Annotated in this window: 12 protein-coding genes; all 12 read right to left on the reverse strand. The window is 31.4% G+C overall.

Features of this window, described 5'->3' with window-relative positions; translation table 11 throughout:
• Window positions 1–67 precede the first annotated feature (67 nt).
• The 12 genes from secF to lysA all read right to left on the reverse strand — a co-directional run bounded on the left by secF (window position 68) and on the right by lysA (window position 17,889).
• Window positions 68–1,018 carry a protein translocase subunit SecF gene (secF, locus tag ABNK64_RS06655; RefSeq protein WP_300390441.1) on the reverse strand — a complete coding sequence of 317 codons (951 nt, stop codon included), beginning with the start codon at window positions 1,016–1,018 and terminating at the stop codon, window positions 68–70.
• Window positions 1,009–2,241, reverse strand: a complete 1,233-nt coding sequence (gene secD / locus ABNK64_RS06660) for a protein translocase subunit SecD (protein ID WP_291256781.1) — start codon at window positions 2,239–2,241, stop codon at window positions 1,009–1,011. The genes secF and secD overlap by 10 nt, the downstream gene beginning before the upstream one ends.
• Window positions 2,242–2,256: 15 nt before the next feature.
• Window positions 2,257–2,676, reverse strand: coding sequence for a Holliday junction resolvase RuvX (gene ruvX / locus ABNK64_RS06665; RefSeq protein ID WP_291256780.1), 420 nt, complete (start codon window positions 2,674–2,676; stop codon window positions 2,257–2,259).
• Window positions 2,677–2,685: 9 nt separating this feature from the next.
• Window positions 2,686–5,286 carry an alanine--tRNA ligase gene (alaS, locus tag ABNK64_RS06670; protein ID WP_300340290.1) on the reverse strand — a complete coding sequence of 867 codons (2,601 nt, stop codon included), beginning with the start codon at window positions 5,284–5,286 and terminating at the stop codon, window positions 2,686–2,688.
• Between the two features lie 36 nt (window positions 5,287–5,322).
• Window positions 5,323–6,048 (reverse strand): LPS export ABC transporter ATP-binding protein, encoded by a 726-nt coding sequence (gene lptB, locus ABNK64_RS06675; RefSeq protein ID WP_291256778.1) that lies wholly within the window; start codon window positions 6,046–6,048, stop codon window positions 5,323–5,325.
• 10 nt (window positions 6,049–6,058) lie between these two features.
• The gene (locus ABNK64_RS06680) at window positions 6,059–8,743 is read right to left on the reverse strand and encodes an LptA/OstA family protein (RefSeq protein ID WP_349763880.1); all 2,685 of its coding nucleotides are present in this window, start codon (window positions 8,741–8,743) and stop codon (window positions 6,059–6,061) included.
• Between the two features lie 3 nt (window positions 8,744–8,746).
• Window positions 8,747–11,371, reverse strand: coding sequence for a DNA mismatch repair protein MutS (gene mutS / locus ABNK64_RS06685; RefSeq protein WP_349763890.1), 2,625 nt, complete (start codon window positions 11,369–11,371; stop codon window positions 8,747–8,749).
• Window positions 11,368–12,324, reverse strand: coding sequence for a tRNA dihydrouridine synthase DusB (gene dusB, locus ABNK64_RS06690; protein WP_300340296.1), 957 nt, complete (start codon window positions 12,322–12,324; stop codon window positions 11,368–11,370). The genes mutS and dusB overlap by 4 nt, the downstream gene beginning before the upstream one ends.
• Before the next feature lie 114 nt (window positions 12,325–12,438).
• Window positions 12,439–14,082, reverse strand: a complete 1,644-nt coding sequence (locus ABNK64_RS06695) for an AAA family ATPase (protein WP_349763881.1) — start codon at window positions 14,080–14,082, stop codon at window positions 12,439–12,441.
• Window positions 14,083–14,196: 114 nt separating this feature from the next.
• Window positions 14,197–15,426: a dicarboxylate/amino acid:cation symporter gene (locus ABNK64_RS06700; RefSeq protein ID WP_349763882.1), complete on the reverse strand. Its 1,230-nt coding sequence runs from the start codon at window positions 15,424–15,426 to the stop codon at window positions 14,197–14,199.
• Window positions 15,427–15,591: 165 nt separating this feature from the next.
• The gene (gene dapF / locus ABNK64_RS06705) at window positions 15,592–16,428 is read right to left on the reverse strand and encodes a diaminopimelate epimerase (protein ID WP_349763883.1); all 837 of its coding nucleotides are present in this window, start codon (window positions 16,426–16,428) and stop codon (window positions 15,592–15,594) included.
• A 156-nt stretch (window positions 16,429–16,584) separates the two neighbouring features.
• Entirely contained in the window at window positions 16,585–17,889 is a 1,305-nt protein-coding gene (lysA, locus tag ABNK64_RS06710) for a diaminopimelate decarboxylase (protein ID WP_349763884.1), read from the reverse strand.
• Between the last annotated feature and the right edge of the window lie 100 nt (window positions 17,890–17,989).

Raw genomic sequence — 17,989 nt, forward strand, 5'->3', positions numbered from 1 at the left:
TGGTATAAAACCATTGGAAAACTTTAAAATTACCTTGTACCATTTTATTATAACTCAAATTTTAAAATTAAACTAATATTTTTTCCTCTGTCTCTTTTTTATCTTCAGCTTGAAGTTTTTTCTCTATTCCACCATTTCCTCTATCTTTTCTATTTTTATCTAATAGATATACTATTGGAGTAGCTATAAACACTGAACTGTATGTTCCAGCTAAAATTCCAATCAATAGAGTAACTATAAATGTTCTTAGAGAATCCCCTCCAAATACTAATATTGCAATAATCGCAAATAAAGTTGTAACTGAAGTATTTATAGATCTTACCATTACCTGATTTATACTTTTATCTAGTATCTCTTCAAAAGTAAGTTTTTTCTTAGTTTTACGTTTTATATTCTCTCTTATTCTATCAAATACTACTATAGTATCGTTGATTGAATACCCTAAAATAGTTAGAACTGCTGCTATAAATGGTGTATCTACCTCATAACCTAGTAGAGATATCACTCCAATAGCTATGATTAAATCGTGAATCAAAGCAACTATTGCTCCCAATGAGAATACGAACTCAAATCTAACTGTAATATAAGCTACTATCAATACTGATCCTATTAATAGTGAGTATATTGCTGAACTTTTTAGTTCCTTCCCTATACTAGCTCCAACTTTTTCCACTTTATCAATATTGTACTTTCCAATTGTACCTAAACTTTCTAATAAAGTCTCTTTCTGATCTTCAGATAGTTCCTGTGTTCTTATTATTACTGTATTCCCTTCTGAAACCTGTACTTTTCTACTATTTCCTGCTAATTGTGGAACACTTTTAGCCACCTTATCTAAAACACTATTTACCTCATTTAATGAAACTGTTTTATCATATTTTATCTGAGTTAAACTTCCTCCAGAGAAATCTATTCCATAGTTTAATCCCTTTGTAAAAATAACTCCTAGGGAAAGTACTACAAGTACTACAGATAGTCCTAGAAATTTCTTAGTATTTTTTACAATTCCTATTTGCATATGTCTCTCCCCTCCACTCCAAATAATTCAGGCTTTTTCAAATTAAATACATTTACAAAAGTCAATAAAAGAATTTTTGTTATTGTTATTGCAGTAAACATAGATGCAAGTGTACCTATTGTCAATGTTACAGCAAATCCTTTTACTGGTCCTGTTCCAAATGTAAATAAAATCGTTGTAATTATAAGTGTTGTTAGGTTTGAGTCAAATATTGCTACAAATCCCTTGCTAAATCCTGTATTTATACCATTTATTACAGTATTTCCTAATCTTAACTCCTCTTTTATTCTTTCAAAGATAATTACATTGGCGTCAACTGCCATTCCCGCTGAAAGAATAAGTCCTGCTATACCAGGTAGTGTCAATGTAGCATCTATGAAATTTAATGCTCCAAAAGTTGTTAAACCAAAAATTACTAGTGCTATATCTGCTACAATTCCAGGTAATCTATAGAATACTATCATAAATATTCCAATCAATCCCATTGCAAACATTGCAGCTTTTTTACTCTGTGCTATAGATTCATCTCCTAGAGAAGCTCCTACTGTTCTTGTCTCTACTATCTCTGCTTTTACTGGAAGTGCTCCTGCATTCAATAGTGTTGCTGTAGCTTTTGCCTCTTCTACTGTATAGTTTCCTGTAATTACTCCACTTCCACTTGGAATTTCAGAGTTAATCATAGGTGCTGTTTGTATTGTTCCATCAAGTGTTATTGCCAATTGTTTTCCAATATTATTTCTTGTTATCTCAGCAAATTTTATAGCCCCATCTTGATTCATCTCAAATTGTATCTGTGGTCTTCCTAAGTTATCATAAGAAACATCAGCTTTTTTTAATGCTCCACCAGTTAGTAGAGTCTCTCCTAACGTTCCATCTGGATTCATTATTCTAAACTCCAATAGAGCTGTTTTTCCTATCATTTTTATAGCATCTTCTGTATTGCTAATTCCTGGTAACTCAACTATTACCTTTGTATCTCCAGCTTTTTGAACCACTGATTCAGCTACTCCCAAACCATTGATTCTTCTGTCCAATACCTCTATCAGTCTATCCATTGCCTCTGAGTCTATAGTGACTCCCTCTTCTGGTACTGCCTCTAAGACAACGTATACTCCACCTTTTAAGTCTAGTCCTAATTTTGTTGGCTTAGCAAAGCTTAACCAGATAGCTCCACAGACTACCATTATTACAAGAAGTAATCTCATCATTAATTTTGAACTCATCTTCTCCTCCAAATTCTATTTTTTTCTATCTAGGAAACTTTGAAGTATGATTGCTGCTGCTACTTTATCAACTACTTTTCTTTTTTCTAAGGCTCCTTTTTTATTAGTCTCATTTAAAAGTCTGTCTGCTGAAACAGTAGTTAGCCTCTCATCAACTTCAAATATCTCCAATCCATCAATATTCTTATTGAGTTTTTCTATGAATTCCCTTACTTTTTCAGCTTGTCTCTTCTCTGTACCGTCCAAGCTTTTTGGTATACCTACTACAAGTGATTTTGTATTCTCCTGTACTAGTATCTCCTCTATCCTTTTTACTGCCTTTACTTTTCTTCTGTCAATAACTTCAAGGGGAGTGGCTAATATCCCCATTATATCAGATTTAGCCACACCTATTCTCACATCACCAACATCTAAGGCAACATATTTTTTATACATTTTTACCCCTTATAATAAAGTTTTTAGAGTTTCTCTTACTTTTGCCACTGCCTCATCTATTTTACTAGCATCTTTTCCCCCAGCTTGAGCAAAATCAGGTCTTCCTCCACCATTTCCACCAGCTATTTGAGCTGCTTCTTTAACTAGGTTTCCAGCTTTAGCTTTTCCAATTAAATCTTTAGTTACTCCTACAGCAAAAACTGCTTTATCTTCACCAGAAGCTAGTACAACTACACAACTTCCTAATTTCTCTTTTAATGAGTCTACCATCTGTCTTAACTCTTCAGCTGTTTTATCTTTAAAAGTTTTAATTACAACTTTTACTCCATTGATCTCTTCAGCAGCATCATTTAATGATCCAGCTTCAAAGTTAGTTATTTTTGCTTTTAATGTTTCAATCTCTTTTGTATTTTCTCTTAAAGTTTCAGCCATTTTTTCAACTCTCTCAGCTACGTTTGCTTCGTCAGCCTTTACAGTTTTAGCTATCTCTTTTAATGTTTTCTCTAATTTTTTAACTAGTTCATAAGCTCCAAGTCCTGTAACTGCCTCTATTCTTCTTACTCCTGCAGCTATTCCACTCTCAGATTCTATTTTGAATAATCCTATCTTAGCTATGTTGTCTATATGAGTTCCACCACAAAGTTCTATTGAAAAGTCCTCTACTTTTACTACTCTTACAACATCTCCATACTTGTCACCAAATAGAGCCATTGCTCCCTCTTTTTTAGCTTCATCCATACTCATATCTTTAATAGTTACTGCTAAAGATTCGGCTATTTTTTCATTTACAAGGTTTTCAACTTTCTCTAACTCTTCAGCTGTCATTGCTTCATAATGGTTAAAGTCAAATCTTAATCTTTCACTATTTACAAATGATCCAGCTTGTTGTACGTGAGTTCCTAATACCTCTCTTAATGCTTTGTGTAATAGGTGAGTTGCAGTATGGTTTTTAGCAGTTGATACTCTGCTTAATTTATCTACTTCTAATAGATACTCCTCTCCCTCTTTTGCTTCACCTTTTACTATCTCAACAGTATGTGTAAATATTCCTTTTTGTTTTTGAACATCTACAACTTTTCCTTCAAATCCATTTCCTGAGATTGTTCCATTGTCTGAAGCTTGTCCTCCTGACTCTCCATAGAAAGGTGTTACATCAAAGATCATTTGAGTTTTTCCATCTTTTGAAACTCTTATGCTTAATAATTTAGCTGTTTCTCTCAATGTTTCATATCCTACGAATTTAGTTGCTCCATACTTGTCATAGAACTCCTCTATAAAGCTATCTTGTCCTTTTTCCATAATAACTTCTCTAGCTGATCTTGCTTTTTCTTTTTGCTCTTCCATCTTAGCTTCAAACTCTTCTCTTGAAACTTCTACAGCATTCTCTTCACAGATCTCTTCAGTTAATTCATAAGGGAATCCATAAGTATCATATAGTTTGAAAGTTATATCTCCAGAAAGTTTTTTTCCACCCTCTGCTTTAAGTTTCTCTATCTCTTGGCTTACTAATTGTATTCCTTGATCAAGAGTACGAGAGAATTTCTCCTCTTCGATTTTTACAACTTTTTTAATATGCTCTAAATTCTCTTTTAAATCTGGATAAGCTTCTGACATCATCTCTACAACTTTATCTACCATTTTATATAGGAATAACTCTGATTGTCCTAATAATCTTCCGTGTCTTACAGCTCTTCTTAGTATTCTTCTCAATACATAACCTCTTCCTTCATTTGAAGGTATTACTCCATCATTTATTAAGAAAGTAACAGCTCTTGAGTGGTCAGTTATAACTTTTAATGAGAAGTTAGTCTCTTTATCCTCTCCATATTTTCTACCTGTTAATCTTCCAGCCTCTTCAACTAATGGGAATAATAGATCTGTTTCAAAGTTATTTGATTTTCCTTGAACCATAGCAGTTACTCTCTCTAATCCTGCACCTGTATCTATATTTTTCTTAGGTAGTGGCTCAAGACTTCCATCTTCCATTCTATTCCATTCAGTGAATACTAAGTTCCAAATCTCTATGAAACGGTTATCTGTTCCTTCATCACCAAGTTTAGAGTTCTCATCTCCACCATAAGCTGGTCCTAAATCTACGTGTATCTCTGAACAAGGTCCACAAGATCCTGTTGGTCCTGCTGCCCACCAGTTTTCATCTTCTCCTAATCTAACTATTCTCTCTTTAGGGAAGTTACATTTCTCTATCCATATTTTTTCTGCCTCATCATCAGTTGTAAATACAGATACCCATAATTTATCTTTATCTAGTCCTAATACTTCTGTTACAAACTCCCAAGACCATACTATAGCTTCCTCTTTGAAGTAATCTCCAAATGAGAAGTTTCCTAGCATCTCAAAAAATGTATGGTGTCTTGCTGTTCTTCCAACGTTTTCTAGGTCATTTGTTCTTATTGATTTTTGGTAAGTTGTTACTCTTGGATACGGAGCTTCCTTTTGTCCTAAAAAGTATGGTTTGAAAGGCACCATTCCAGCCACTGTTAATAAAAGTGTTGGATCATCTGGTATTAAAGATGCACTCTCAAAATGTTTGTGTTGTTTTTTCTTAAAGAATTCAATAAACTCTTTTCTAATTTGATTTCCTGTTAACATAGTTCCTCCGTTTTTTTATTCTATTTTTATTTATTTTTAATCTAATTTAAATTTTTCACCTAAGTAGATCTTTCTCGCTGTTTCATTATTTGCTATCTCTTGAGGTGTTCCACTTATAATAACTTTTCCTTGTGCCATAATATAGGCCTTCTCAGTTATTCTCAATGTCTCTCTTACACTGTGGTCAGTTATTAATATCCCCAACCCTCTCTCTTTTAAATATCTTATTATCTGTTGAATATCCTCAACTGCAATAGGATCAACTCCTGCAAATGGTTCATCAAGTAGAATAAAGTTAGGATTATTCGCTATTGTTCTAGCTATCTCTACCCTTCTTCTCTCTCCACCAGATAGTGAAAATCCCAAAGATTTTCTTACATGAGTTAATTTAAACTCCTCCATAAGCTTATCAATCATCTCAAGTTGTTCCTTCTTGCTGACAGATTTCATCTCCAATACTGCTGCAATATTCTCCTCTACAGTTAGATTTCTAAATATTGAAGGCTCTTGTGCTAGGTACCCAACTCCCATATTAGCTCTCTTATACATAGGATAATCTGTTACATCTATATTATCACAAAAAACCTTACCACTATCAGGTTTTACTATCCCAGTTATCATATAGAAAGTTGTTGTTTTTCCAGCTCCATTAGGACCCAATAGTCCCACTATTTCACCTTTTTTTACTTCTAAACTTACATTATCTACAACTTTTCTCTTCTTGTAACTTTTACATAGATTTTGAGCTGATAAATTTATCATACTTCTCTCCTTATTTTTTATAGTCTACATATACATTTCCAGAGGCTTTAATCTTCTTAGTATTCATATTATATATTCCTCTATCTGCTTGAACTATTGACTCATTATTCTCTATCTCTACATTTCCAATAAGTTCCAATGTTCCTTCGACTTTCTTTATTATTCCTCTATCTGCAGTAATATTAGTCAATCCATACTCAGAATTATTATTATCTATGTGAACATTTCCAATTAGAGTGGCTATATTTTTATCTGTATCTACCTCTGCAACTGAAGATGTAATCACTGTCTTTCCATTTTGCTCATCTGTTAAGATCAACTTTGTATTCTCTTTAGAAAATACCAGCTTTCTTCCTGTATCTATCTCAATATAATCAGATTCCAATCTCTTATCCTCTTGTACAAATACAGCATTATCTCTTATCTCACTTCTCAATATCTCATATTTACCATCATTTTTGAAGTATACTCTTGCAAAATCACCCTTAAATGTTGTAATCACACCCTTATCTACTATATGACCATTTACATTTCCAGTGAAATCTATTATCATCTCATTTAAATTTCCATCTATCTTATCAGAGATAAATCTATCTCCATTTACAGTTGTAATATCAGATTTATTACCTTTTAAAATACCTGTTTTTTTATTAAAAGTACCATTATCTCCTCTAAAAGTAAAGTCTTTATAATCTATTGTATACTTAACTAAAGATCTTACAATCTCCTCTTTTGGGTAAACCTCTACCCTTTCTCCTTTAAAAGTAGAATCTATATCTTTCATTACAACATTTCCTTCAAATAGGGCTTTCTCTTCCTTTGAAAAATATGTCATTTTCTTACTTGTAAGTGTACTAGCATCACTCTTTCCATTAAAATTATCCCCTATAAATTTAGAGGTTTTAGTACTATATACACCTTTACTCATATCTCCAAAAGTTTTTCCATCTTTAGTTCTAAACTTTATTTTTTGTGGGATATAAACATTCTCATCTTTTATATTATATTTAGCTTTTTCAGAGTCAATTATTACATCTTCACTCTCAATATGTAAGTTTCCATCAATCTCTAAATACTCTTTATCTTTAAAAGTAAAGTTATCTCCACTGATCTTTATTCCCTCTTTTGGATTTTCAATGTTTATATTACTTCCCAACTTTCCAAATCCAGTTTTAGTATTATAATTCAGATCTCTACCCTTAGCTATATAATCATTTCCTTGAAGAGTTACATCTCCTTCACTTAAAAACTCCCCTGTTTCTTGATTGTATTTAGCATCATTTCCAACAAAAGTTATATCATTTTCTAGAGACTTAATTTTATATCTCCCTTTTATTGTAGCATTTTTATCTATCCCTGTATAGTCAATACTATCTCCACTCAATAGATATTTCTTATCTTCCATAAGAGCATTGCCAATTACTGAGCTATCACGAGTTTCAGTATTATAGGCGATCTTATCTCCTTGTAGTTTTTGGTTCTTACTCTTATCCAATAAATAACCTTTTACAATTTTTATATCTTTTGTCATATCATTAAAATATAACTCTGATCCAGCACTCTCATACTTAGGTCCAGAAAAACTGTATTTTCCATCAGTTGTTAACTCTTTACTCTCTGTGTTATAATTAAATACTTTTGTTATTAACTCCCCATCATTAGATGTATATCTCACATCTTTTTTTCCTGAAAGAGTCATCACCTTAGTATTGTCATCATATACTAACTTATCACCACTGATTTTTTCTCCCTTAGTTGAATATCCATTGATATTTCCATTGAGAGTCAAAATCTTACTCTTTACATTATAAGTTCCATTATCTCCTTCGAAAGAGTACACTCCATTGCTTCCTTTTATCTTCCCTACAATATTTAGTATATCACTCTCTCCTGCTTTATCTAATTTTTCAGCATAAACCTTAAATCCATCTACCTCTATCACTAGATTTTTAGAGATTTTTAAAGCTTCTGTATCCTCCTTTAGATAAAGAGAGTCTGCAGAAAGTTTTACATCTTTATAAGTCACTGTATATGGTTCCCAAGCTTCTAATATCTTATCTTCTAAAGTATATCTCAAAGTTTTAAAATTACCATCTACCAGTCCTATGTTTTCTCCTCTTCCCTCTAATCTTATATTATCAGAAAGTATAACTATTTTGGAAAGATCATCATAGTCTCCCTTATCTCCTATGATTGCTACATCTTTATTCTCTAATGTCACATCTTTAGTCAAATTGATATAGCTCATTTTAGAGTTAGTTATAAAGTTTTGTCCTGATATTTTTATACCTTTTTGTTCATTGATTGCTGTAACTCCTGTATTTGATGTTACCTCATCTTTCAACTTATTGTAATCTATATTTTCAGCTTTAAAACTCCAACCATTAGTTGCAACTCCAAGTATATTACTCTTTAAAGCTAGGTTTCTAACCTTGTCTATAAATGCGTTATCTCCACTGATAAGCATATCATTAACTTTGGCTTTCGCCTTTTCAAATCCAGTTTCATTTGCTTTTATATAATCTTTTTGTTTCTCAGCTTCCACTTCGTAGTCATCATTTTTATAAGTTACATTGGTTGTCTCTATAACCTGTTCGTTCTCTCCCAAGTTTTTCTCTTCTCCAAAGTAATTAAAATAACCTAAAATGACTACAGTAACAATACCTACTATATACCCTATCTTTTTCTTTTCCATAATTTAACTCCCATTCAATATTTTTTTCAACTCATTAAGTTTTAATAACGCTTCTAATGGTGTTAACTTTTCAGGTTCTATCTCATCTAAAACCCTCATTACTATTTTTTGCTCTTTAGTTAGCTCTTTTCCTTTTAACTCCTCTTTTTTATCAACAACCTCTTTCTTTTCTGAAGTTATTCCAAAAAGAAGTAACTGCTCTCCACCCAGCTTTTTCTCTACAATCTCTTTTCTCTCTTCCAATCTTTTCAAAATACTTTTAGATCTATCCAAGATCGTCTTAGGTAGTCCAGCTAATCTTGCCACTTCAATTCCATAAGACTTATCTGCTCCACCTTTTACTATCTCTCTTAAAAAAATTATATCCTTTTCATCTTCCTTAACCTCTATTCTGAAATTTTCAGCTTTTTCAAGCTTATCTTCCAACTGTGTTAATTCGTGATAGTGAGTTGCAAATATTGTTTTAGCTCCTATTTTATCGTGAATATACTCTGTTATTGCAGTGGCTATTGAAATCCCGTCAAAAGTTGAGGTTCCTCTCCCTATCTCATCTAAAATGATAAAAGATCTCTTTGTAGCACTATTCACTATATTTGCTACCTCACTCATCTCCAACATAAAGGTAGATTGACCTGAAAGTAGATCATCACTTGCTCCAACTCTTGTGAATATCTTATCCACCAAACCTATTTTTGCATAGTTAGCTGGAACATATGAGCCTATATGAGCCATTATTATTATCAGGGCCACCTGCTTCATATAAGTAGATTTTCCCGACATATTTGGTCCTGTCAAAATTATTATCTCTTTTTTATCGTCAAATACTATATTATTTTTTACAAATTCTCCAGCTGGAATCAATTTTTCTACTATTGGATGTCTTCCAGCTATAATCTCTATATCCTCTCCATCATTAATCTCAGGCTGAATATATGAGTTTTTTACAGCTATATATGCAAAATCTGTTATTACATCTAAATATGAGATCTTGTAAGCTAGATCCTGTAATATCTCACGATATTTTTTTATCTCGCTAGTCAACTCTTTAAAAAGGTAGTATTCCAAGCTCTCTATTCTCTCTTTAGCATTTAAAACTTTTTCCTCATACTCTTTTAAATCTGGAACAATGTATCTTTCAGCATTAGCTAAAGTCTGCTTTCTGATATAGTCCTCTGGAACCAGTGACGAATTGGCTTTTGTTACTTCGATAAAATATCCAAATACCTTATTATACTTTATCTTAAGTCCCTTTATTCCAGTTCTCTCTCTCTCCCTATTCTCTATTTCGAGAATATAGTCTTTTCCATCTCTTGAGATGCCATGTAACTCATCTAGATCACTGTTATAACCTGATCTTATCACTCCTCCCTCTCTTATTGAAAAAGGTGGTTCATCTACAATGGCTTTCTCTATCAAATTATATATCTCTATTAAGCTTTTTACCTCAATATTGAAGATCGGATTTCCCTTTAAAGTTTTAAATATCTCCAAAGAATTTTTAATAGAAGTTTTTAAAGCTATCAAGTCTCTTCCATTCTCAGTCTCTAAAATAAGCTTTCCAATTATTCTTTCGATATCATATATATCTTTTAAACTCTCTCTTACCTCTTCTCTAACTAATACACTCTCTATAAAAAAGGCTGTATCTCTCTGTCTCTCTCTTATCTTTTCAATATCCAATAACGGATTTTTTAAAAATTTCTTTAAAAGTCTACTTCCCATAGAGGTCATACACTGATCCATTACCCAAAGCAGAGTTCCAGCACTATTTTTTTCTCTCTGATTATCTATTATATCCAAGTTTCTTTGAGTTGTAATGTTTAGTTCCATCACATTTTGACTATTCACATATACAACCTCTGTAACTGGAAGTTCTTTACCTTTTTGTAAGTCTGATACATATTCCAATACCATAGTTGCTACAGATATAGCCCCTTTTCTATTTTTCAATCCATAACTTTCCAAAGAGATCACTTTAAAATACTCCTTTAGATACTCTTCAGGCTTTTTACGTTCCACAGTTTTTGTAAACTTTATCTCATTTAAAGAGTTTTGTTTTTTAAACTCATCTATATAAATATCATATGATCTCTCATCTAATACTATCTCTTTTGGAGCTATCTTATTGATCTCTCCCAACAGTTTAAAAAATATATCTTCTCCTACTATCTCAGTAGTTTTAAACTCCCCAGTAGTTATATCAAGATAAGCTAAAGCTCCACACTCTTCAGTAATTTTTATCCCCATAAGATAGTTATTACTCTTCTCATCTAAAAAATCTGTATCTATTATTGTTCCAGGAGTTATTACTCTAGTTACCTCTCTTTTTACAATTCCTTTTGCTGACTTTGGATCTTCAACTTGATCACATATTGCTACCTTGTAGCCTTTATTTACCAACTTAGCTATATATGAAGCCACTGAATGGTATGGTATCCCAGCTAATGGAACATCATATCCCTTCTCTCTATTTCTACTTGTAAGAGTGAGTCCTAATTCTTTTGAAGCTGTAACAGCATCATCAAAAAACATCTCATAAAAATCTCCTAATCTAAAAAACAATATACTGTCTGTGTATTGAGATTTTATCTCTTTATACTGACTCATAAGTGGCGTTTCTGCCATTATTCTTCAACTCCCTCTTCTTCTAATCCTCTTTTGATTACGTATAGTAATTCCAATATCTCTTCATACTTATCTGTATGATTTATCTTATCTCTAATAGCATTTGAATTTCTAATTCCTTTTAGATACCAACATAGGTGCTTTCTTAACTCAAATATAAATGGTCTCTCTGGATGCTCTATCTGAGTTCTTCTAGTATGTTCAATTGCCATATCTATTCTATCCATTGATGTCACAGGATTCAATATTTTTCCATGCTCTAGGTACTCTCTAATATCTCTTATTAACCAAGGATTTCCAAATATACCTCTAGCTAACATAACTCCATCTACACCTGAATAATCTATTCTCTCCTTAGCATCTTCAGCAGTAAAAATATCTCCATTTCCTATTACAGGAATAGATACGCTCTCCTTTACTGATTTGATTATGCTCCAATCTGCTTTTCCTGTATACATCTGTTCTCTAGTTCTTCCATGTACAGTGATATGTTTACATCCTACCTTTTCTGCTATTTTTGCTATTTGAACAGGATTTTTAAACTCTTTGTATCCCGCTCTTATCTTAATTGATAACCCCGTATCATCATTTAAAGCACTTCTTAACTCTGATAACATAGCTCTTATATGTTCTGGTTTCTCCATTAAAGCTGATCCATAACCATTGTTTGTTATCTTTTTCATTGGACATCCTGAATTGATATCTATGTGCTTAACACCTAATTTTTCTACAAATTTTGCACTCTCTACCATCTTAGGAATATCCTTCCCAAAGAGTTGAACTGAATCTCCCTCTCTAAGTCTCAATATAACTTTTAAAGTTTTTTCAGAGGCACACTCCATTGCATTGATACTTACCATCTCTGTAAATAACATATCTGGGTTAAACTCTTTTAATATTCCTCTATATGTATAATCTGTAACTCCTGCTATGGGAGCTATATATATTTTTTTCATAAATTTAATTCCTCCAGCTCTCAATAAAAAGATATCTCAATCTAAAAATTTTACCATATTTATAGCTTTTTTTCAATATAACAAGATAAAAAAGAGAGATTACTCTCTCTTTCATTATTTTTCTATTTTATGATATACCCTTTTCCCGTCAAACACTAGGGCTATATTGGTTATATTAGCTATCCCTTCTCTTTTCAAAAGAGTATCATATCTATTTATCTTAATCTGATTTAAAGCTTCATCTAACTCTTTTTCTACTGTTCTATCCTTTAATCTCTTTAACTCTAAAATATACGCTGGTTTATTTTTTTCTATTGGTTTCAATATTATGTCTGGTCTTCCATCTCCACTTTCAAAATTAGGAATTGAAAAATAGGTCCCTTCTAATCCATGTAAAAATCCTGCTAAAAGAGTTTGATAAGGATTTTCATATCTTTTGTCTGTGTCATAAGTACTCATTGCATTTAACACAAGATTTTCAAGACAACTTATTATCTCATCTAAATTTTTAGTTAAAAGTGCCACTTTTAATCTACTAATAGTCCCAAGTCCATTAAAGATAATATCTACAAAGAGGTTTTTAAAAAATGTCATAATCTCATTGTTAGGTATTCTCACAAAATATGTATTTATATCTATCTTTTCTTTCACTGTTAAATATCCTGAAAACAGTAATAATTCCCATAAATCATCTGAAGACAGATTACTCCCTAAAGCTATACTTTGGCTTATATATACTACTGTTTCTTTTCTATTAAATAGATTATTTAATGTATCAAACACCATTTTTTCAGAGTTCTTAAGTAACTCTTTTATTAAAGTATTTCCAGAAGTGTTTATCCAATAAGCTTCTAATTTTTTAGTTTTTAAAAATTTTAATATACTTAAAGGATTATATACTTCAGAATCTCCAAATTTATATCCATTATACCAAGACTTTACCTCATCAAGCTTATAGCTAACTCCATAATCTTGGAGAGATTTTTCTACTTCATCTTCAAGTAATCCAAAATATTGAGAATACTCATCATTAAGAATAGTATAGTTTTCTATATTGTTCAAGTCAGAGAAAATTCCTGCCTGAGCAACTCTGACTATTCCAGTTAAAACTCCCATATGCAAATATTGATTAGTTTTTAAGACATCTCCATAAAATCCCTTAATAAAATCTTTTACCTCATCATAATATCCTTTTTCATATGCTGTTATAATAGGATAGTCATATTCGTCTATCAATAAAATAACTTGTTGATTATATTTTCTATATAGAAGCTCTGTTATAAATTTCAATGCTCTTTTTAACTCACTAAAATTTGCTTTTCTAAATTGTAAATTTTCAAACAGTTGTATCTCTTCTGGAAAACACATATTTTTTAAACCTTGATACTCCTTAATAATATTAATAATAAGAAGTTCTATCTCTTCTATAAACTCTTTAAAATTGTTTCCTCTTATATCTTTCATTGAAAAAAATATTACAGGATATTTTCCTTGTTCACTTATCATAGGAGAGTTTTCTATGTACAAATCATTAAATAGTTTTCTATTCTCTTCTCTATTTTTTATATCAAAGAAATATCTAAGAGTGGACATATTAAGAGTTTTCCCAAATCTTCTTGGTCTACAAAACAGTTTTATCTTAGCTCCATCAAAAAGAATATCCTCTATGAATTTAGTCTTATCTATATAGTAATAGTCAAAAGTTATTATTTCTTTAAAATCTTCAACTCCAAGTCCTAATTTTTTTTGTTTTAACATAAAACCCTCCTCTCTATTCCCAATTATATTATACCATGAATTTCTTATTAACAAAATTATAACTTTTTGTTAATAGAAAATAGACTGCTACAATTAGTAACAGCCTATCTTTTATTATTTTAATTTTTTCAACATCCAGTCCTTACCTTCTACTAATCTTGTAACTAACATAGCTGCAACTGTATCTCCTGTAGCATTTATCATTGTAGCAGGTGGATCTACAAGGTATCCAATAGTTGCAATTATTGGAAATGCTCCTGGTGGGAACCCATACATTGTAACTATCAACATCTCTCCGATCAATCCTCCACCTGGTACTCCAGACATTACAACTCCACCTAAAATAGATAGAATCAGAGCACTTATATACACACCTACCCCTTCAAATGGAACATTATATATTCCAAAAAGAAACGATATCTTAAGTATTGAACTAAATACTGTTCCATCCATATGAGTAGTAGCACCTATTGGTAAAACTATCTCTCTAATATCCTTAGGAACTCCTATTCTTTCAGCAGCTTCTAAGTTTACTGGAAGAGTTGCTATACTACTCTGTGTAGCTATTGATGTTATTGCTGGTGAAATCAGATTTTTCATAGATTTCATCCCCAATTTTCCCCCAGCTATATATCCATATATTGGGAACATTATGAAGAAATAAGCTATACACAATGGATAGTAAACTATCATAGCCCTAGTATATGATCCAATCAACTCTTTTCCATACTCTCCAACTAAAGCGGCAAAGTAAGCTCCTAGCCCTATGGGTGCATAGTACATAAGTAGACTTATCATCTTCAAAAATACATCTGCTAAGGCTTCTAATCCCTTAGCTAATGGTCTTCCCTTTTCTCCTATCATATTTATACACAATCCAAAAACAATTGAAAATATTATCAATGGCAACATATTCTTTCTTGAAATCAGTTCTGGAAAATCTGTTACTGTTATAGCTTTTACTATTTGATCACCTGTTTGAAATGGCTTTAGTGCCTCAGCTGAAGGTAAACTCAAATGTACTCCCTGTGCTGGTGGAAAGATATTTACAACTATTAATATTATAACTGCAGCTACAGCACCTGTTGAAACAAATACCAATAAAAGATTTTTCAATATACTCTTCAATCTTTTCATATCATTCATACTTGATATTGAACTACTTATTGTCACAAAAACCAAAGGTACAACTATCATAAACATACCATTTACAAATAGATCTCCCAAAGGTTTTAACACCTTAGCTTTTTCACCAAAATTTACACCTATTATACTCCCTAAAATAATTGCCCCTATCAATATTACAGAAAATCTATATGATTCCCATACCCCTTTTTTATCCATTTCACACTCTCCTCTATTTTTTTCACTACTATTTTACTAAAAAAATTCTAATTTGAGAATCATTCAATTTTTTTTATTCATTGTTCATAGTTTTTATAAATATCTCTTAAAATATCTAAGATTTATTACTTTTTTATATTCATCTTTAAAGAATAATCCTATCTTTTATTTTAAAAACTCTCCATTACAGATTGTTTCAGCCTCTCCTCTCATTAAGATGTTGTAATCCTCATCTAATTCTATGAATATCACTCCACCCTCTGCCAACATCTTAACCTTTTTGCTCTTTATCTTGCCCAGCTTATATGCAATAGCAGCTGATGCACAACTTCCTGTTCCACAACCAAGTGTTCTAGAAGCTCCTCTCTCCCAAGTTTTTATCTCAATTGTCCCCTCATCTATTACTTTTATAAAATTTACATTTGTCTTTCTTGGAAAAATATCTGTACTATACTCTATAGCTCTTCCCAATCTATCCACATCATAATTTTTATAATCATCAACAACTATAACTGTATGAGGAACTCCCATTAAAACAGATGAGATTCTTATCTCTTGTCCTTCAACAATAATTTTCTCCTCTAAAATACTATCTTTTGTAATAGTACAAGGGATTGCTTCACTTCTAAAATCAACCCTTCCCATATTCACAGATATGTATTTAAGCTCATCTTCTTTAAATGTCAAAACAATATTTTTTATTCCAGCATCTGTTTCTACTGAAAATCTCTCTTTTGTTATAATCTCATTATCATATATAAATTTTGAAAAACATCTTATTCCATTCCCACACATCTCTCCTCTTGAACCATCTGAATTATAGTAATTCATCTTTATATCTGCTATTTCACTCTCTTCACAAGTCATCAATCCGTCTGCCCCTACTCCAAAATGTCTGTCACACATCTTTTTAGCTAACATCTCCAGATCTAATCCTTTATTCTCCATTCCATTTATCAATATAAAATCATTTCCTGCTGCTTGTAATTTTGAAAATTTCATCTAGTTTCTCCCTTTTATTACAGATTTTTCTCTATTCTAACTCACTGTTAAATTTTTTTCTATTCTTCAATCTATTTATTTTTTTATTCACGCAAACATAATAAGAACACTGATTTTTATTATCTTTCAATCATTATACAGTTCATCTTATTTGAATTACAGTTGAATAAAGAGATCATTTTTTACCATATCTTCATAACTCTCTCTTCTAATTGCCAATGAACTTTTTCCATCTTTTACAAAAACAACAGCTGGTCTTCTCATTTTATTATAATTACTTGCCATAGAATATCCATAAGCTCCAGTTGTTGATACCAATAAAAGATCTCCCACTTCACCTTTTTCCAATACACCATTTTTTATGATTAAATCTCCAGATTCACAACACTTACCAGCTACTGTTACCACCTCTTTTTCAACCATATTTAATTTATTTGCCACCACTCCATCATATTTTGCTTGATACAGAGCTGGTCTTATATTGTCAGTCATTCCTCCATCTATAAACATATATTTTATCCCACCATAAGTTTTTTTATAGCCACCAATTTTATATAGAGTACTTCCTGCATTTCCAACTATACTTCTTCCAGGTTCTATACTCACCCTCTTCACACTCAAACTATGCTCTTCTAATTTTTCCTCCAACTCTTTAATCATAGTTTTCATAAAAGCATTTATATCTATAGCCACATCACCATCAGTATAATATACTCCAAATCCTCCCCCTAAATTTATCTCTGGTATCTCTATATTTAGATTTTGAGATATTTTTTTAGTCTCTATAACCATAGTATTTATAGCTTCTAAAAAAGCCTTAGTATCAAAAATTTGTGACCCTATATGACAATGAAATCCTATAAAATCCAAATTCCTATCTATAACTATTTTCTTTATTATATTTGTTAAATTCTCATCAAAGATTGATTCTCCAAATTTTGAAGTATGCTTAGAAGTCCTTATATACTCATGAGTATGAGCATCTATTCCTATATTTAATCTCAACATAACTTTTATCTTTTTATCTCTCTTTTTACAAAGCTTAGATAGTTTCTCTATCTCCAACTCATTATCTATTATTATACTTCCAACTCCATAATCTAAGCACATCTCCAACTCTTCCAATGTCTTGTTGTTACCATGCATATGAACTCTTTCCATAGCTAATCCACTAGCTTTTATTGTATAAAGTTCACCACCAGATACAGCATCTATATCTAAATCATATTTTTCCACTAGCTGACACATAGCCTTAGCTAAAAAAGCTTTAGAGGCATATACTACCTGTGTATCAAATTTACTACTTTTAAAACTCTCCTTATAACTCTTCATATTTTCTTCTATCAGTTGCTGATCCATTATATATAGAGGTGTTCCATACTCTTTTTCTAATTTATCAACTCTTATTCCTCCAATTGATAAAACTCCAGATTCATTTTTCATTGTACCCAAAAATTTCATTTCTCCCCTCCCATAAAATTTTAAGTTTATCCTTTTATAATATTTTATACTCTACATATAACAAAAAATCAACAAAAGTTAAAAAAAGAGCCATTGCATA

Origin of the sequence: Fusobacterium sp. SYSU M8D902, from assembly GCF_040199715.1 — a bacterium.
Taxonomy (GTDB): Bacteria; Fusobacteriota; Fusobacteriia; order Fusobacteriales; family Fusobacteriaceae; genus Fusobacterium_A.

Bases quoted from the DNA above. Each gene is read 5' to 3' on its own strand.
- dapF (WP_349763883.1), bottom strand. From the start codon at position 16,428: ATGAAATTTTCAAAATTACAAGCAGCAGGAAATGATTTTATATTGATA.
- secF (WP_300390441.1), bottom strand. From the start codon at position 1,018: ATGCAAATAGGAATTGTAAAAAATACTAAGAAATTTCTAGGACTATCT.
- lptB (WP_291256778.1), bottom strand. From the start codon at position 6,048: ATGATAAATTTATCAGCTCAAAATCTATGTAAAAGTTACAAGAAGAGA.
- ruvX (WP_291256780.1), bottom strand. From the start codon at position 2,676: ATGTATAAAAAATATGTTGCCTTAGATGTTGGTGATGTGAGAATAGGT.
- lysA (WP_349763884.1), bottom strand. From the start codon at position 17,889: ATGAAATTTTTGGGTACAATGAAAAATGAATCTGGAGTTTTATCAATT.
- ABNK64_RS06700 (WP_349763882.1), bottom strand. From the start codon at position 15,426: ATGGATAAAAAAGGGGTATGGGAATCATATAGATTTTCTGTAATATTG.
- dusB (WP_300340296.1), bottom strand. From the start codon at position 12,324: ATGAAAAAAATATATATAGCTCCCATAGCAGGAGTTACAGATTATACA.
- secD (WP_291256781.1), bottom strand. From the start codon at position 2,241: ATGAGTTCAAAATTAATGATGAGATTACTTCTTGTAATAATGGTAGTC.
- ABNK64_RS06680 (WP_349763880.1), bottom strand. From the start codon at position 8,743: ATGGAAAAGAAAAAGATAGGGTATATAGTAGGTATTGTTACTGTAGTC.
- ABNK64_RS06695 (WP_349763881.1), bottom strand. From the start codon at position 14,082: ATGTTAAAACAAAAAAAATTAGGACTTGGAGTTGAAGATTTTAAAGAA.
- alaS (WP_300340290.1), bottom strand. From the start codon at position 5,286: ATGTTAACAGGAAATCAAATTAGAAAAGAGTTTATTGAATTCTTTAAG.